This window comes from Sphingopyxis microcysteis, assembly GCF_012274265.1.
Classification (GTDB): Bacteria; Pseudomonadota; Alphaproteobacteria; order Sphingomonadales; family Sphingomonadaceae; genus Sphingopyxis; species Sphingopyxis microcysteis.
Genome location: NZ_JAANYY010000002.1, coordinates 61,972 through 77,557 on the forward strand (window position 1 = coordinate 61,972; position 15,586 = coordinate 77,557).

The 15,586-nt window shown below is 65.4% G+C and carries 15 protein-coding genes and 1 tRNA gene; 4 read left to right on the forward strand and 12 right to left on the reverse strand.

The window, feature by feature from the left end; translation table 11 throughout:
* Positions 1-6: 6 nt before the first annotated feature.
* The 8 genes from G9408_RS00285 to moaA form a co-directional block, all read right to left on the reverse strand.
* Entirely contained in the window at positions 7-432 is a 426-nt protein-coding gene (locus G9408_RS00285; RefSeq protein WP_168452210.1) for a winged helix DNA-binding protein, read from the reverse strand.
* On the reverse strand, positions 429-767 hold the full coding sequence (locus G9408_RS00290; protein ID WP_235957424.1) for a JAB domain-containing protein: 339 nt from the start codon (positions 765-767) through the stop codon (positions 429-431). The genes G9408_RS00285 and G9408_RS00290 overlap by 4 nt, the downstream gene beginning before the upstream one ends.
* Before the next feature lie 185 nt (positions 768-952).
* Positions 953-1,450, reverse strand: coding sequence for a hypothetical protein (locus G9408_RS00295; RefSeq protein WP_168452212.1), 498 nt, complete (start codon positions 1,448-1,450; stop codon positions 953-955).
* A 38-nt stretch (positions 1,451-1,488) separates the two neighbouring features.
* Positions 1,489-1,824, reverse strand: coding sequence for a hypothetical protein (locus tag G9408_RS00300; protein WP_168452213.1), 336 nt, complete (start codon positions 1,822-1,824; stop codon positions 1,489-1,491).
* Positions 1,825-1,884: 60 nt separating this feature from the next.
* Positions 1,885-2,418 (reverse strand): response regulator transcription factor, encoded by a 534-nt coding sequence (locus tag G9408_RS00305; protein ID WP_168452214.1) that lies wholly within the window; start codon positions 2,416-2,418, stop codon positions 1,885-1,887.
* A 194-nt stretch (positions 2,419-2,612) separates the two neighbouring features.
* Positions 2,613-2,687, reverse strand: a tRNA-Asn gene (locus G9408_RS00310).
* An 83-nt stretch (positions 2,688-2,770) separates the two neighbouring features.
* Positions 2,771-3,541 (reverse strand): NAD kinase, encoded by a 771-nt coding sequence (locus G9408_RS00315; RefSeq protein WP_168452215.1) that lies wholly within the window; start codon positions 3,539-3,541, stop codon positions 2,771-2,773.
* A 25-nt stretch (positions 3,542-3,566) separates the two neighbouring features.
* A complete protein-coding gene (moaA, locus tag G9408_RS00320) occupies positions 3,567-4,589 on the reverse strand; it encodes a GTP 3',8-cyclase MoaA (RefSeq protein ID WP_408021854.1) in 1,023 nt (340 codons plus the stop codon).
* A 53-nt stretch (positions 4,590-4,642) separates the two neighbouring features.
* On the opposite strand from moaA, the gene G9408_RS00325 reads away from it, so the two are divergent.
* Positions 4,643-5,839, forward strand: coding sequence for a GGDEF domain-containing phosphodiesterase (locus G9408_RS00325; RefSeq protein ID WP_168452217.1), 1,197 nt, complete (start codon positions 4,643-4,645; stop codon positions 5,837-5,839).
* Between the two features lie 80 nt (positions 5,840-5,919).
* Here the strand turns inward: G9408_RS00325 and mfd are convergent, their stop codons facing one another.
* Positions 5,920-9,414, reverse strand: coding sequence for a transcription-repair coupling factor (mfd, locus tag G9408_RS00330; RefSeq protein ID WP_168452218.1), 3,495 nt, complete (start codon positions 9,412-9,414; stop codon positions 5,920-5,922).
* Positions 9,411-9,671: a succinate dehydrogenase assembly factor 2 gene (locus G9408_RS00335; RefSeq protein ID WP_168452219.1), complete on the reverse strand. Its 261-nt coding sequence runs from the start codon at positions 9,669-9,671 to the stop codon at positions 9,411-9,413. The genes mfd and G9408_RS00335 overlap by 4 nt, the downstream gene beginning before the upstream one ends.
* A 242-nt stretch (positions 9,672-9,913) precedes the next feature.
* Here G9408_RS00335 and recG point away from each other — a divergent pair, with 242 nt between their 5' ends.
* Positions 9,914-11,980: an ATP-dependent DNA helicase RecG gene (gene recG / locus G9408_RS00340; protein WP_168452220.1), complete on the forward strand. Its 2,067-nt coding sequence runs from the start codon at positions 9,914-9,916 to the stop codon at positions 11,978-11,980.
* A 59-nt stretch (positions 11,981-12,039) separates the two neighbouring features.
* Here the strand turns inward: recG and G9408_RS00345 are convergent, their stop codons facing one another.
* Complete coding sequence (locus tag G9408_RS00345; RefSeq protein WP_120217026.1) at positions 12,040-12,381, reverse strand: PilZ domain-containing protein; 342 nt, start codon at positions 12,379-12,381, stop codon at positions 12,040-12,042.
* A gap of 73 nt (positions 12,382-12,454) precedes the next feature.
* Positions 12,455-13,681 carry a tyrosine--tRNA ligase gene (gene tyrS, locus G9408_RS00350; protein WP_168452221.1) on the reverse strand — a complete coding sequence of 409 codons (1,227 nt, stop codon included), beginning with the start codon at positions 13,679-13,681 and terminating at the stop codon, positions 12,455-12,457.
* Positions 13,682-13,713: 32 nt separating this feature from the next.
* Between tyrS and G9408_RS00355 the strand changes: the two genes are divergently transcribed.
* The gene (locus G9408_RS00355) at positions 13,714-14,271 is read left to right on the forward strand and encodes a DOMON-like domain-containing protein (RefSeq protein WP_168452222.1); all 558 of its coding nucleotides are present in this window, start codon (positions 13,714-13,716) and stop codon (positions 14,269-14,271) included.
* The gene (locus G9408_RS00360) at positions 14,268-15,473 is read left to right on the forward strand and encodes an exo-beta-N-acetylmuramidase NamZ family protein (RefSeq protein ID WP_168452223.1); all 1,206 of its coding nucleotides are present in this window, start codon (positions 14,268-14,270) and stop codon (positions 15,471-15,473) included. Before G9408_RS00355 ends, G9408_RS00360 begins: the two co-directional genes overlap by 4 nt.
* The last annotated feature ends 113 nt before the right edge of the window (positions 15,474-15,586 follow it).

Genomic DNA, 15,586 nt, shown 5'->3' on the forward strand with positions numbered 1-15,586 from the left:
GCGACGTCAAATCGTCGCTCGGCGAAAAATATCGCCGGTGCGCGCCGCCGGACGCGCCCGCTCGCCCAGATAGCGCTCCATCGCCGCGAGGCCGCGTGCGGTCAGCGCGACATGGATGACGCGATTGTCGCGCGCCGATCGTTCGCGCGCGACGAGCCCGCAGTCGTCGAGCTTGCCGATCCAGCGCAGTGCCGTGGTCGCGGGGACTGCCGCGGCGATGCACAGACTATGGATGCTGACCGGCCGCCCGCGATGATGTTGCACAAACAGGTCGAGCAGCATGTCCCATGCGGGTTCGGCGAAGATGTTGGCGGCGAAGCAATGCTCGCGGCTGCGGCGGCTCGCATATTCCTGTTGCGCCAGCAGCACCAACGTCTCGGTATCGATATCGACGTCGCGGATCGCCGCGCGCGCTTCCATGGTGCCGCTCATAGCAGCCCCCTTTCGCGCATACTGACGATCGTACGGCCGCTGACGATCAGATGATCGAGCAGGCGAATGTCGACCGCGCGCGCCAGACGCTCGATCTTCTTTGTCATCGTGATATCGGCGGCGCTGGGCTCCGCCGATCCCGACGGATGATTATGCGCGAGAATGATGCCGTGCGCGCCCACATCAAAGGCCCGGGCGAGGAGGCGCCGGAGCGGCCCCTCGACCTGCGCGATCGTCCCTTGCGCGATAGTCTCGTCGGCCAGATAGCCCCAATCCTGCGTGACAAAGGTGACGTGCAGGCATTCGGTCGCCGACTTGCCGATCACCAGCCGCAAATAGGCCTGAAAGCGCGGATCGGTGGTGGTTACCGTGGTGCGCGATACCTCTTCGCGAAGCCCCGCTTCGATCAGCGTCCGCGCCGCGACGATGGACTCGGCAAGCTTGCGGTCGCCTTCCAGCGCGTTGGCGAGTTGATCGCGGCTGGCGGTCAGCGCCCGCCCGATACTTCCGAAATGCCGGATCAGCCGTTCGGCTGCGGTGTCGGCAAGCGTTCCGGCAAAGGGCTGGAGGAGGTCCGCCAGGACCGGTAGCGCCCGTAGCGCCGGACCCGTGTCCGATGCCGCCAGATCCCCGCCGCCAGGATTATCAGGATGATGGAATAGGGGCCGTAGCTCATGATCCCATAAGCCAGCTTCGGAAAGATTTCGGTCACTTCGCGTACGAAGTGAGAAATCACGGACACGAGTTGGAAGGCGGCGAGCCATAGCGGATAAATCCTGTTCGCCCAGAGCGCGACGCCCAAAAAGGTGGCGGCGAGCCCAAGGTCGATGAGCAAGTGACCCGTATCGACCGATCCATAGATCGTGCTGCGCCCCACCAGCAGGTGGTAGAGCGGGTCGGCGAGGGTCACGAAAAAGAGCACCGCCGCGCAGATCCTTTCGGGGGCCGCGCCCCAACGCAGCGCAGCTGCCCCGAGGAGCGTCACCAACAGGATGTTGATCATCTGGATATTTTCCATGATCAAATCCTGACCCGCGGGGGCGGCGGCGTCAATCGTCAGGCGGCTTGCTGGCGCCCGGGGTCGTCGTCGGCTTCAAAGGCCCAAGTGTCTTCGTGCGTCGGGCCGCCCGTAATTTGCGTCTTTGCGTCGACCAGAGCGTTGTGCGAGCGGAAGACGTCGTTGGCCGACGCGATATCCGACTGGATCGCGCGTCCGAGCCGGACGATCGCGTCTTGGCCGACATGCGGCGCGGGCATGTCCTCGGTCTGGCGCGCGCGCAGGATCGCCTGCATCACGTCGAGCTTGGCGAGCAGGCTTTCGTCCGCCTTGGCTTCGGCGGTCCGGATGTGGTTGCGGATACGCCTCATATAGGCGGGTACAGCTATCGTCATCGTCTTCCCCCTCGGCGCCGATGCTCGTTCGCGGCGCGCGCAGTGGTCCGGACGGGGCGGCTAGCTCACCACATCCGCGAGCGCCCTGGCGGCGGCGATGCCGACGACCAGGCTGGCGAGAATGGCAAACAGGATGATGCCGATCGCCGCGCCGCGGGTGAGGAGGGCGTTGTCGCCGTCGAGCACCCCGGGGACGACCGATGGCTCGGCTGGCTTGCTCCAGGGCGCTTCGATCGAAATCGCAAGCTGGTCCCTCATCGCTTCGCCGGCGGGCACCATGTCGTCCCGGGGGCTGACATCGCTCGGCGGCGCGGTTGCGGCCAGCGGGAGAATCTGCATCTCATTTTCTTCACATGCCCTGTCGGCCGAAAGATCGCCATTTTGTGCCGACCATTCGCGATACTGCCGCGCCAGTTCGTGTCGCGTGACCCCGCCCAACCGCGATCGGAGCACTTCGATGCGGCGATTCACCGCGGCTTCCGAAATGCCGAGCTGATGCGCGATTTCCTTGCTCGTGCGGCTGTTGGCGAGCAGGTCGAGTACCGCGCGCTGCCGCGGCGTAGCAAAAGCGAAATCGTTGATGATCGATGTCATCGGTGTGCGACCCTTCCCGGCGCGCTTTTAATCACGACCGATGCATCGATTCAACACAAAGCACGGCTATCCGCCCGCTTCGCAGTCGAGGATGGTGATTTGATGCGGTCGATCGCGCTCGCCAGTCGGCGCCAAACCCGTCGCCGTTCCGAGCTGGGCTCAGCGTCGCAGGCGTGATGATGACGAAGAAGAAATGGCTCCCCGGGTAGGATTCGAACCTACGACCGATCGATTAACAGTCGATTGCTCTACCGCTGAGCTACCGAGGAACACCCCGCTGATGCGGGCAAGGCGGCCCCTTTGCCGCGTGCCGCCAACTTTATCAAGGGGGTTTTGGCGCGAATTGTCTCGCTCAGACGATAAATTGTTCCATTGCGATGCGTTCGTCCAATCCCTGGTCGGGGTCGAACAGCAAAGTCAGCGGTCGGCTGCGGTCGGTGGTGACCAGCACGGTCTTTACGTCGCGGATTTCGCGCTGGTCGGCGACCGCGCTGACCGGGCGCTTCGCCGCTTCGCGGACGTTGAAGCGGATGCTGGTCGATTCGGGGACCAGCGCGCCGCGCCAGCGCCGCGGGCGGAAGGGGCTGATCGGGGTCAGCGCCAGCATTTCCGATTCGAGCGGCAGGATCGGGCCATTGGCGCTGAGATTGTAGGCGGTCGATCCCGCGGGGGTCGCGACGAGCACGCCGTCGCACGCCAGTTCCTCGAGCATCGTCTTTTCGTTGATCATCACCTCGAGCTTCGCCGCCTGACGCGTTTCGCGGAGCAGCGAAATCTCGTTGATTGCGGGCAGGATATGCCGCTCGCCGCTGATCGTCGTGATGTCGCCCGACAGCGGATGGATGAGGAAGGGGCGCGCCGCTGCGATCCGGTCGAGCAGCCCCTCGACGCGAAACTCGTTCATCAGAAAGCCGATCGTGCCGCGGTTCATCCCGAACACCGGCAGGCTGCGGCGCTGGTCGAGCAATTGGTGCAGCATGTGGAGCAGGAAGCCGTCGCCGCCGAGCGCGATCAGCAAATCGGCTTCGTTCAGATCAACAAAGTCGTAGAGCGGGCGCAATTCGGCTTCGGCTTCCATGGCCGCGGGCGCGTTCGATGCGACGAGCGCGATCTTGCGTTGCATTAAGCTTCCCCCAGAAGGCGCAGTGTCAGCCGCCCGTTGCACTCATATGACGCGCGACCGCCGGTGTGGACTTTCGTTCGATATGAAAGTCATGCGCGCGGGGTTTGCCAGCCAATGCGGCATCAATCAAGCCGTCGACATCGCCGCGCTCGCGCAGCGCCGCGCGCAGGTCGATATGGTCTTCCTGCCCAAGGCACATATAGATGCGTCCTTCGACGGTCAGGCGGATCCGGTTGCACGTCGTGCAGAAATTGTCGCTGAGCGGGGTGATCAGGCCCAATGGCACGGGGCTGCCTTCGACCGCGAAATAGCGCGCGGGGCCGCCGGTGCGCTTGTCGACCGGATAGATGGCGGAGACCTCGCGGAGCGGAGCGATGAACTGGTGGAGCGGGATATAATGGTCGCTGCGATCCTCGGCGACCTCGCCCAGCGGCATCGTTTCGATGAGCGTGAGGTCGCAGCCGGTCTCGGCGCAATAATCGAGCATGGGGAGCAGCTGGTCTTCGTTGAGCCCGGCCAGCGCGACCATGTTGATCTTGACCGCGATCCCTGCCGCGCGCGCCGCGGCAATTCCGCCGAGCGCGACATTGACGTCGCCGACGCGCGTGATGTGCCGGAACGCGCCGGGGTCGAGCGTGTCGAGGCTGACGTTGATCCGGCGGACGCCCGCCGCCGCTAGCATCGGCGCATGTTCGGCGAGCCGCATGCCGTTGGTCGTGAGGGTAAGTTCATCGAGCCCGTGCCCGATCATCGCGCCCAGCCGCGCCGCGAGCGTATCGATCCCGCGCCGCACCAGCGGCTCGCCGCCGGTCAGGCGGATCCGGCGAATCCCGCGCGCGACGAAGCGTTCGGCCAGCTCGCCCATTTCCTCGATGCTCAGCACCGCCGATTTGGGCAGGAACACCATGTCCTCGGCCATGCAATAACGGCAGCGCAGGTCGCAGCGGTCAGTGACCGACAGGCGTAAGTAATTGATCCGCCGACCATGGCCGTCGATCAAAGGCGCCGTCGATCCGGCAGGTTGGGAAAATGTGACAGCCACAGGCACCTTGTGATGCAAAAGGCAGGAACTTGGCAAGCAAAGCCTGCTACGGAGACGCCATGAATCGCTTGTCCGAAACCCTTTCCGCGTGCGTCCGTAAACTCGAAGGTCTGCATAACCGCCACGACGCCGATGCCGGTGTCATTCTGGTCCAGATCGACCAGATGGCCCGGATCAACAGCAGCGCGGGGACCGCGACGGGCGATGCGGTGCTCGATGAAATCGGGCGGCGGCTGGAAAATTTCGCCAGCGACGAATTCGGGCCGGGATCGTGCGTCGATCGACTCGACGGCCCGCGCTTCCTGATCGTGCCATCGACGCCCATGTCGCTGGGGGCGCTACGCGCGCAGGAACGCGCGCTGCACGTCGCGCTGGCCGAACCGATCGTCGGCGATCCGAACGGCCGCCTGTCGATCCGCATTGCGGCGGCGTTGATCACCCGCGACGAATCGGTGGCCGAGCAGCTGCGCAATGCGGGGGAACAGCTGTCGCGCCCGGCATCGGCGCGCGATGGTGTGATGGTCCATGCGGCGCTTTCGGGCGACGAGGTGCTGATCCATTATCAGCCGCAATATGATGTCGGCACCGGCGAGATGGTTGGGGTCGAGGCGCTGCTGCGCTGGCAGCATCCCGAGCTCGGCCTGCTCGGCGCGGGGCCGCTGGTCACCGCGGCACGCGCCGCGCGGCTGGAATGCGAGCTCACCGAACATGCGCACCGCGTCGCGCTCGCCGAAATGGCGAAATGGCCGCGCGCGCTGGCGAAACTGCGCGTGTCGCTCAACATCACCGCCGCCGATCTCGGCGATCCCGAATTTGCAGGTCGGTTCGCCGCGATGGCGAAAGCGGCGCAGGTCGATCCCGACCGGCTGACGCTGGAACTGACCGAACAGGCGATGCTGAGCGACCCGGCGAGCGCCGCCGAGCAATTGGCGCAAATCCGCGCGCTGGGCTGTGCGATCGCGATCGACGATTTCGGGACGGGCTATTCCAGCCTGTCGCTGCTCGCGCGGCTGCCGATCGATTATCTGAAGATCGACAGCGGCTTCACCCGTACCATCGACGGCAGCGACCGCGACCGTATCGTCGTGCGCGCGATCGTCGACCTCGCGCGCGCGCTGGGGCTGTTGGTGGTGGCCGAGGGGATCGAGAACGAGCGCCAGCTGGAACGGCTGCGTGAGCTGGGGGTCGCGACCTGGCAGGGGTTTTTGAAGTCGGGACCGGTGCCGGGGGATCAGCTGCCGGGGTTGATGGGATAAACGTCGCCCCCGCGCAGGCGGGGGCCGCTGTCGGCCTAGCGCAAGGCTGCCTGCGCCCCCCGCCTGCGCGGGGGCGACGGCTAGTTTACCTGTCGCGCCAGCTTCCCCAAACCCTTCGACAATTGCAGCGCGCCGTTCAAACGCGCCCCGGTGCTCATCCAGTCGCCGCTGACGGACAGCTTGTTGTCGGGGCGGATGCGCGCGCGGCCTTTCAGCCGCTCCACATAGGCGATCAGCCCGGGCACGTTTGCGAATTGGTCGCCGTGGAAGCTGACCAGCGCCCCCTTCGTCCCCACGTCGAGCTTGGCGATGCCCGCCAGCTTTGCGTTAGCCTTGATCTCCATCAGCTGGACAAGGTTCGCGGTTTCGGGCGGCAGCGGGCCGAAGCGGTCGATCATCTCGGCGGCGAAGGCGTCGAGCGCGGCGCGGTCCCCGGCATCGTTGAGGCGGCGATAGAGCGCCATGCGCAGCGGCAGGTCGGGGACATAATCCTCGGGGATCAGGATCGGCGCATCGATGGTGATGACCGGTGACAAAGCCTCGCGCGGCGGCAGCTTGCCCGCACCTTCGGCCTTGGCGACCAGGATCGCTTCTTCGAGCATCGACTGATAGAGTTCGAAGCCGACTTCGCGAATATGCCCGGACTGCTCGTCGCCGACGAGGTTGCCCGCGCCGCGAATGTCGAGGTCGTGGCTCGCCAGCTGGAACCCGGCGCCCAGCGTGTCCAGATCTCCGAGCAGCTTCAGCCTTTTTTCGGCGGTGTCGGTGATCGCGCCATGGTCGGGCGTGGTGAGATAGGCATAGGCGCGCGTCTTGCCGCGCCCGACCCGGCCGCGCAGCTGGTACAGCTGGGCAAGGCCGAAACGGTCGGCGCGGTGGATGATGAGTGTGTTGGCGCTCGGGATGTCGAGGCCCGATTCGACGATCGTCGTCGATAACAGCACGTCATATTTGCGGTCGTAAAAGGCGCTCATCCGGTCCTCGACCTCGGTCGGGGTCATCTGGCCATGCGCGACGACATATTTGACCTCGGGCACTCGGTTGCGCAAAAATTCCTCGATATCGGGCAGATCCTTGATCCGCGGGACGACAAAGAAGCTCTGCCCGCCGCGATCATGCTCGCGCAGCAACGCTTCACGCAGGACGACGGCATCCCACGGCGCCACATAGGTCCGCACCGCGAGTCGGTCGACCGGCGGCGTCTGGATCACGCTGAGCTCGCGCAGTCCCGACATCGCCATTTGCAAGGTGCGCGGGATGGGGGTCGCGGTGAGCGTCAGGACATGGACGTCGGTCTTGAGCTGTTTCAGGCGCTCCTTATGGACAACGCCGAACCTTTGTTCCTCGTCGACGATGACCAAGCCGAGGTTTTTGAACTCGACCGATTTGGCGATCACCGCATGGGTGCCGACGACGATGTCGATCTGACCGCTCGCGAGGCCGTCGCGGGTCTTTTGCGCTTCGCCCGCCGGGACGAGACGCGACAGGCGTCCGATGTTGACCGGGAAGCCTTTGAAACGCTCGACGAAATTGGTGAAATGCTGGCGCGCGAGCAGGGTGGTCGGCACGACGACCGCGACCTGCACCCCCGCCATTGCAGCAACAAAGGCGGCGCGGAGCGCAACCTCGGTCTTGCCGAAGCCGACGTCGCCGCAGACCAGCCGATCCATCGGCCTGCCCGACGCCATGTCGGCCAGCACGTCGCCGATCGCGCGGTCCTGATCGTCGGTTTCCTGATATGGGAAGCGGTCGGCGAAGGCGGGATAGGCCGCGTCCTGCGCCAGCAGGTCGCCCGAGCGCAGCGCGCGTTGCGCCGCGGTCGCGAGCAATTCGCCGGCGATCTCGCGGATGCGTTCCTTCATCCGCGCCTTGCGGCGCTGCCATGCCTCGCCGCCCAGCCGGTCGAGCGCAACCCCGTCGCTCTCGCCGCCATAGCGCGACAGCACGTCGAGATTTTCGACCGGGACGTACAGCTTGTCGCCGCCCGCATAGGTCAACGCGACGCAATCGTGCGGGCTGCTCCCGACCGGGATCGAGGTCAGCCCTTCATAGCGCCCGATGCCATGATCGAGATGGACCACGAGATCGCCGACGCTGAGCGTCGCGAGCTCGGCGAGGAAGGCATCGGCGCTTTTGCGACGTTTCTGGCGGCGGACCAGCCGTTCACCGAGAATATCCTGTTCGGTGAGCAGGCTGATCGCGTTGCTGGCGAAGCCGTGGTCGAGGGGGAGGACGACCATCGCGGTCGCCCCCCCGCTCTCGGTGGACGCGGTACCCAGCGCTTCCTGCCAACTATCGGCGGGGGCTAGCGAGGTCACCCCATGCTCGCGCAGCAGCCCCGACAGGCGATCCCGCGCCCCTTCCGAATAGCTGGCGATGATCGTCTTGCGGCCCTTGCGGCGCTCGTCCGACAGATGATCGGCGACCTTGTCATAGACATTCAGGTCGGCGGCGCGTTCGGGCGTGAAATCGCGCGCGGCAAAGGTTTCCAGATCGACGATGTGCGCGGCTGGCGGAACGTCGAACGGCGTGACGATGTGGATCGGGCGCTGCGCCGCCAACCCAGCCCATTCGGCTTCGCTCAGATACAGCGTCTCGGGCGCCAGCGGCCGATAGCTGCCCGGCGATTCGCGTTCAGCGGCGACGCGGTTGGCGTGATAATCCGCGATTGCGGCAAAGCGCGTTTCGGCGGTCGCCTCGCTGCGGTGGCCGCGCAGCACCGGCGTCGCAGGGTCGATATGATCGAATAGCGTCGCCAGCCGTTCCTCGAACAGCGGCAGCCAATGGTCCATGCCCGCCTGCCGCCGCCCGTCGCTGACTGCCTGATACAGCGGATCGCCGGTCGCCTGCGCGCCGAACAGCTCGCGGTAGCTCGAGCGGAAGCGCTTGATCGTGTCCTGATCGAGCAGCGTCTCGGCGGCTGGAAGCAGTTGCAGCGCCTTGGCAGGGCCAAGGCTGCGCTGGTCGGCGGGGTCGAAGCGGCGGATGCTTTCGATCTCGTCACCGAAAAAGTCTACGCGCAGACCGGTTTCCTCGCCTGCGGGAAACAGGTCGAGGATGCCGCCGCGCACCGCAAACTCGCCCTGATCGGCGACCGTGTCGACGCGGCTGAACCCATTGGCGACCAGCAATTCGGCGAGCGCGTCGCGGTCGATCCGCTGCCCCGGCGCGAGCGTCGTCGCGAGCTGGCGGATGCGGAAAGGCGTGAGCGTGCGCTGGGTGATCGCGGCGACGGTGGTCAGAATCAGCTCCCCGCGCTTCGGCGGCGCCTGCAAGGCCGACAGCGTCGCCAGCCGGTCGGCGCTGACCCGCATCGAGGGCCCGGCGCGGTCATAGGGCAGGCAGTCCCATGCCGGGAAGCGATAGATGGTGAGATCGGGCGCGAAAAAGGGCGTGGCGTCGGCGATCGCCTGCATCGCCGCATCATCGGTCGCGACATAGACCAGCCTCTTGTCGCTGGCGCGCGCCAGATCGGCGAGCAGCAGCGGCAAAAACCCGTCGGCGGCGCGCGCCAGCGTCAGCGGCGCCGCTGCCGATCCGATCGCGGCAAAAATGTCGGCGGCGGGAATCGTCATGGCAGCGGGATATAGTCCAGACGGCGCATCGCGGCGATCAGGTCGGGTCGGTCCAGATGCGCGGGCGGATCACCCGTACCGAGCGCCCACGCCATGATGTCAACGTCATCCTCTTCGACGACCATTTCGAACCAGCCGATCTGTTCCTCGCTCCAGGTCGCGGCATAGCGATCGAAAAAGCCGCCAATCATATAATCGGCCTCGCGCGTGCCGCGGTGCCAGGCGCGGAATTTCAGGCGTTTGAGGCGGTCGGTCATGGCGGGCCTTTTAGAGCGGTTGCACGATGTATCAAGAGAAGCGCCTTGCCCAATTTCGTCATCCCGGCGAAGGCCGGGATCTCACCCTATCGTTCTCACTCACCGGCGAGATCCCGGCCTTCGCCGGGATGACGAGCCAGGGGGATAGCGCTTCGGAAGCTGGACCAAGTCTCGCTGTCCTCTCCCGCAAGGGGAGAGGGGAGGTGCAAGTTGGCAAAGCTCGCGCTACACAAACGTCACCCATGCGACCCGAAATCCTCAATCCGCTCTTTGCCGCGCTCACCGACCTGAAAGGCGTCGGCCCGCAGCTGGCCAAGCCGCTGACGCGGCTGGGGCTGGAACGCGTCGTCGACGTGCTGTTCCACCTGCCGACCGGGCTCATCTCGCGTTTTCCGGTCGACCGGCTCGACGAAGCGCAGGCGGGGCAGACGATCATCGTCGACCTGACCGCGCAGGATTATCGTTCGGGCCGCTCGCCCCGCGCGCCCTTTGGAGTCGAGGCGTTCGACAGTGCGGGCGACCATGTCCGGCTTGTCTATTTCGGGCGCACATCGGGGCTGGCGCGCAAGCTGTTCCCGCTCGGAGAGAAGCGCCGCGTATCGGGGCGGCTCGACCTCTATGGCGAGATGCGCCAGATCGTCCATCCCGATCAGGTCGTCGAGCCGGGCGATGACGCGGGGATCGCGATCCACGAACCCGTCTATCCGCTGACCGAAGGACTGACCAACGCGCGGCTGTCGCAGCTGGTCGAAATCGCGCTCGAACGGCGACCCGAACTTGCCGAATGGATCGACGGCCCGCTGCTGACCAGCCGCGGCTGGCCTGCGTGGCGCGAGGCACTGACGCGCGCGCACGCCAGTCCGCAGGATGCGGCGGCGCGCGACCGGCTGGCCTATGACGAGATTTTCGCCAGCCAGGTCGCGCTGATGCTGATCCGCGAGGGGCTGCGCAAGCGCAAGGGGCGCGCGGTGGTCGGCGACGGGCGGCTGGTGGGTGCGCTGCGGCTGCCGTTCGGATTGACCGGGGCGCAGGAGCGGGTGGGACGCGAGATTGCCGCCGACATGGGCCGCGAAACCCCGATGCTGCGGATGCTGCAGGGCGATGTCGGGTCGGGCAAGACGCTCGTCGCGCTGTGCGCGATGCTGGCGGCGGTCGAGGCAGGGACGCAGGCTGCGCTGCTCGCGCCGACCGAGATTCTGGCGCGCCAGCATTTTGCGACCTTGCAGGCGATGCTCGCCGGGCTGCCGGTGAACATCGCGATCCTGACCGGGCGCGACAAGGGGCGGGTGCGCGAATCGACGCTGATGGGGCTCGCCGACGGCAGCATCGACATATTGGTCGGCACCCATGCCATCTTTCAGGATGCCGTGGCGTATCGCGACCTGGCGCTGGTCGTCGTCGACGAGCAGCACCGCTTCGGCGTCGCGCAGCGGTTGATGCTCACGCAGAAGGCGGCGCGGCCGCCGCACCTGCTGGTGATGACCGCGACCCCGATCCCGCGCACGCTGCAACTGGCCAACCATGGCGAGATGGACGTGTCGCGGATCGACGAGATGCCGCCGGGGCGGACCCCGGTCGACACACGCGTCGTATCGGTCGACCGGCTTGATGAGGTGGTCGGCGGGTTGGAGCGTCATCTGGCGACGGGGGCGCAAGCCTATTGGGTTTGCCCGCTGGTCGCCGAAAGCGAGACGAGCGAACTTGCCGCGGCCGAGGATCGCGCCGCGCTGCTGCGCGAGCGGCTCGGCGCCGACCGCGTCGGGCTGGTGCATGGGCGGATGAAAGGGCCGGACAAGGATGACGTCATGGCACGGTTCCAAGCCGGCGACATCGGCGTACTGGTCGCGACGACGGTGATCGAGGTCGGGGTCGATGTTCCCGCTGCCAGCCTGATGATTGTCGAACATGCCGAAAATTTCGGCCTCGCGCAGCTGCATCAGCTGCGCGGGCGGGTCGGGCGCGGCGCCGCCAAATCGGTGTGCCTGTTGCTACGCTCGCAGAACCTCTCCGAAACCGCGCGCGAGCGGCTGGCGCTGATGCGCGAAACCAATGACGGGTTCGTGATTGCCGAGAAGGATCTGGAGCTCCGCGGCGGCGGCGAATTGCTCGGGCTCAAGCAGTCGGGCGACGCGGACTATGGCCTAGCGAGTGCGGAGCAGCTCGTCCGGCTATTGCCTGTGGCACACGATGATGCTCGTTTGTTCGTCGAACGCGACGGCGGGATGGACGGGGCGCGCGGCGAAGCAGTGCGGCACTGCCTGTATCTGTTCGAGCGTGACGCGGCGGTGCCGCTGCTCAGGAGTGGTTGATTGTCCCCCTCCCGCTTGCGGGAGGGGCTAGGGGAGGGCTTGTCCCTAGCTTCCAGTGTTTAGTTGACGTCCGCCCGCGCTCCCATGGCGCGGATCATCGGCAGATAATCTTCGACCGCGATCGACTTGTCGAACTGGACACCGGTCTTGCCACCGAGCGACCAGACGACTTTCGCCGCGGTGCGACCGATGATCGGCATTCGGAATACCACAAGGTCGCCAATCTCCAAGCCGCGCTCGAAACGCATCAGCATACCGTCGGCGCTAATGTTGACGCAGGTACACATTTCCTGCCGGCCGTCGGGCATGACGAAGGGCAGGCGAACATAGACGTCGCTACGCGGAGCGATCCGCTGGTCGAGCCCGACATAATGGGCTTTGCTGGTGTCGATCTTGCGCATTTTTGTGGACCTTGTTGATTTGGGCATGACGATCCATCGGAATGCTGAAAATTGGGTAAACGGGTTTTGCGCCTTATCGCGTTACAAGACCATGCTTTTTCGCGCCCAGGCTCAGCGGCACCGGGTCGTCGGCGCCGAGGATGCGATACTGCGGGTTGCGAATGACGACGCCGTCGACCTTGACGGCGCCTTCGTCGAGCTTGCGCCGCGCTTCCTTGTTCGACGCGGCAAAGCCGAGTTCGCGCAGCGCATCGACGATGTTGATCCCTCCGGCGGGCGCGGCAACCTGCGGCAGGTCGCCGCCAATCTGTCCTTTTTCAAAGGTTTGCGCGGCGGTCTCGGCGGCGGCCTTGGCCGCATCGGCGCCGCGGCACAGCGCGGTGGCTTGGTTGGCGAGGATCTTCTTTGCCTCGTTGATCTCGGCGCCGCCCAGCGCTTCGAGCCGCGCGATCTCGTCGAGCGGCAGGTCGGTGAACAGCTTGAGGAAGCGTCCGACATCGCGGTCGTCGCAGTTGCGCCAGAACTGCCAATAGTCAAAATGGGACAGTTGAGCGGGATTAAGCCACACCGCACCCGCGGCGGTTTTGCCCATTTTGGCGCCCGCCGCGGTGGTGAGCAGCGGAGTCGTGAGACCATAGAGGTCGGCGCCGTCCATGCGGCGGCCGAGCTCCATGCCGTTGACGATATTGCCCCACTGGTCCGATCCGCCCATCTGGAGCCGCACCCCCATGTCCTTCGACAAATGGCGGAAATCATAGCCCTGCAGGATCATGTAATTGAATTCGAGGAAGGTCATCGGCTGTTCGCGCTCGAGCCGCAGCTTGACCGAATCGAAGGTCATCATGCGGTTGATCGTGAAATGGGTGCCAACTTCCTGCAGCAATTCGATGTAACCGAGCTTGCCCAGCCAATCCTGATTATTGACCATCACCGCGTCGGTCGGGCCGTCGCCAAAGGTCAGGAACTGCTGAAAGATGCTGAAGATCGACGCGATATTGTCGGCGATCGTTTCGTCCGACAGCATCCTGCGGCTTTCGTCGCGCCCCGTCGGGTCGCCGATCCGCGTCGTCCCGCCGCCCATCAGCACGATCGGCTTGTGCCCCGTCTGTTGCAGGCGGCGCAGCATCATGATCTGGACCAGGCTGCCGACGTGCAGGCTGGGCGCGGTTGCGTCGAAACCGATATATCCGGGGACGACCTGTTTCCACGCGAGCGCATCGAGCCCTTCCGCGTCGGTCATCTGGTGGATATAGCCTCGATCATCGAGGACGCGCAGCAGGTCGGATTTGTGGTTCGTCATAGCGGGCGGGCGCTTAGCATGGGGTTGGGGTTTTGGATAGCATTCGCAAGTCGCTGGTCTGCCACCCCGATACCCCGGCGCGAACGGTCCGGTCGGTCACGGTCGAGATCGCGCTGTCGTTCGACGAGGGCTTTGCGCTGCACTATATTGTCGAGGGCGGCGTGGGAGACATCATCCTGCCGCCCGGCGACGGGCAACTGGTCATTGCCGACAGCGCAACCGACGGGTTGTGGCAGAGTACCTGTTTCGAGGCGTTCCTGACCGAGGAGGGGCAGCCCGACTATACCGAATTCAACTATGCCCCCGACGGCCGCTGGGCCTGTTACCAGTTCGACGATTATCGCTCGCTGCTGCGTTCGGACGAGCTCGCGCCATGGGAGATGACGGTCGAGCGCAGCGACGTGCGCTATATATTGCGCGTCGAACCGGGGATTTTTCCCGATGCCGGATCGAAACTTGGGCTGTCAGCGGTGATCGAGGAGCTGGACGGCACCAAAAGCTATTGGGCGCTCGCGCACCCCGCCGGCAAACCCGACTTCCATCATCCCGATTGCTTTGCGCTCACGCTTGAGGCACCCGGGCGCGCATGACAGTCCAGTTTGGCATCGACCGCCTGCTCGCCGACCCCGCGCTCCTCAAACCGCTTCAGGGCCAGCGCGTTGCGCTGCTCGCGCACCCGGCCTCGGTTACCGACGACCTCACGCACAGCCTCGACGCGCTCGTCGCGGCGGGGGTCAATGTCACCGCGGTGTTCGGGCCGCAGCATGGCGTGCGCGGCGACCTGCAGGACAATATGATGGAGTCGCCTGACTTCACCGATCCGACCCATGGCATGCCGGTGTTCAGCCTCTACGGCGAAGTGCGCCGCCCGTCGGGGCAGTCGATGCATACTTTCGACGTGATGCTCGTCGATCTGCAGGATCTCGGCTGCCGCATCTACACCTATGTCACGACTTTGCTCTATGTGCTCGAGGCCGCGGCGGAGCATGGCAAGGCGGTGTGGGTGCTCGACCGCCCGAACCCCGCGGGGCGCCCGGTCGAAGGGACACGGCTGCGCGAAGGGTGGGAAAGCTTCGTCGGCGCGGGGCCGATGGTGATGCGCCACGGGCTGACGATGGGCGAGATGGGGCATTGGTTCATCCGCCACTTCGGGCTCGATGTCGATTACCGGGTGATCGAGATGGCGGGGTGGGAGCCCGATGGCCCGGGCTTCGGCTGGCCGACGACACGCGTCTGGATCAACCCCAGCCCGAACGCCGCGAACCTCAACATGGCGCGCGCCTATGCCGGCACGGTGATGGTCGAGGGCGCGACGTTGAGCGAGGGCCGCGGCACGACGCGCCCGCTCGAACTCTTCGGCGCGCCTGACATCGATGCAAAGGCCGTGATTGCCGAAATGCAGCGGCTCGCGCCCGAATGGCTGGGCGGATGCAAGCTGCGCGACATCTGGTTCGAACCGACCTTCCACAAGCATATGAAACAGCTCAACAGCGGCATCCATATCCATGCCGAAGGCGGCTGGTACGACCATGCGGCGTTCCGTCCCTGGCGCGTGCAAGCGCTGGGGTTCAAGGCGATCCGTTCGCTCTATCCCGACTATCCGATCTGGCGCGGCACTGATTTCAAATATGAATATACCGACGATGTGCTCGCGATCGACGTGATCAACGGCGGCCCCGACCTGCGGCTGTGGGTTGATGATGCGGGCTCGGTGGCAGGTGATCTCGACGCATTGGCGCAGCCCGACGAGGCGGCGTGGCGCGATGAGATTTCAGATTTGCTGCTTTACTGATGCGGATTTTCTGCTCCCGTTCGTCCTGAGCTTGTCGAGAGGCGGTTCTTCCCACCAGCGCGAGATGAAAAGAACAGCGCTTCGACAAGTGCAGGGCGAACGGGTTAAAGGTT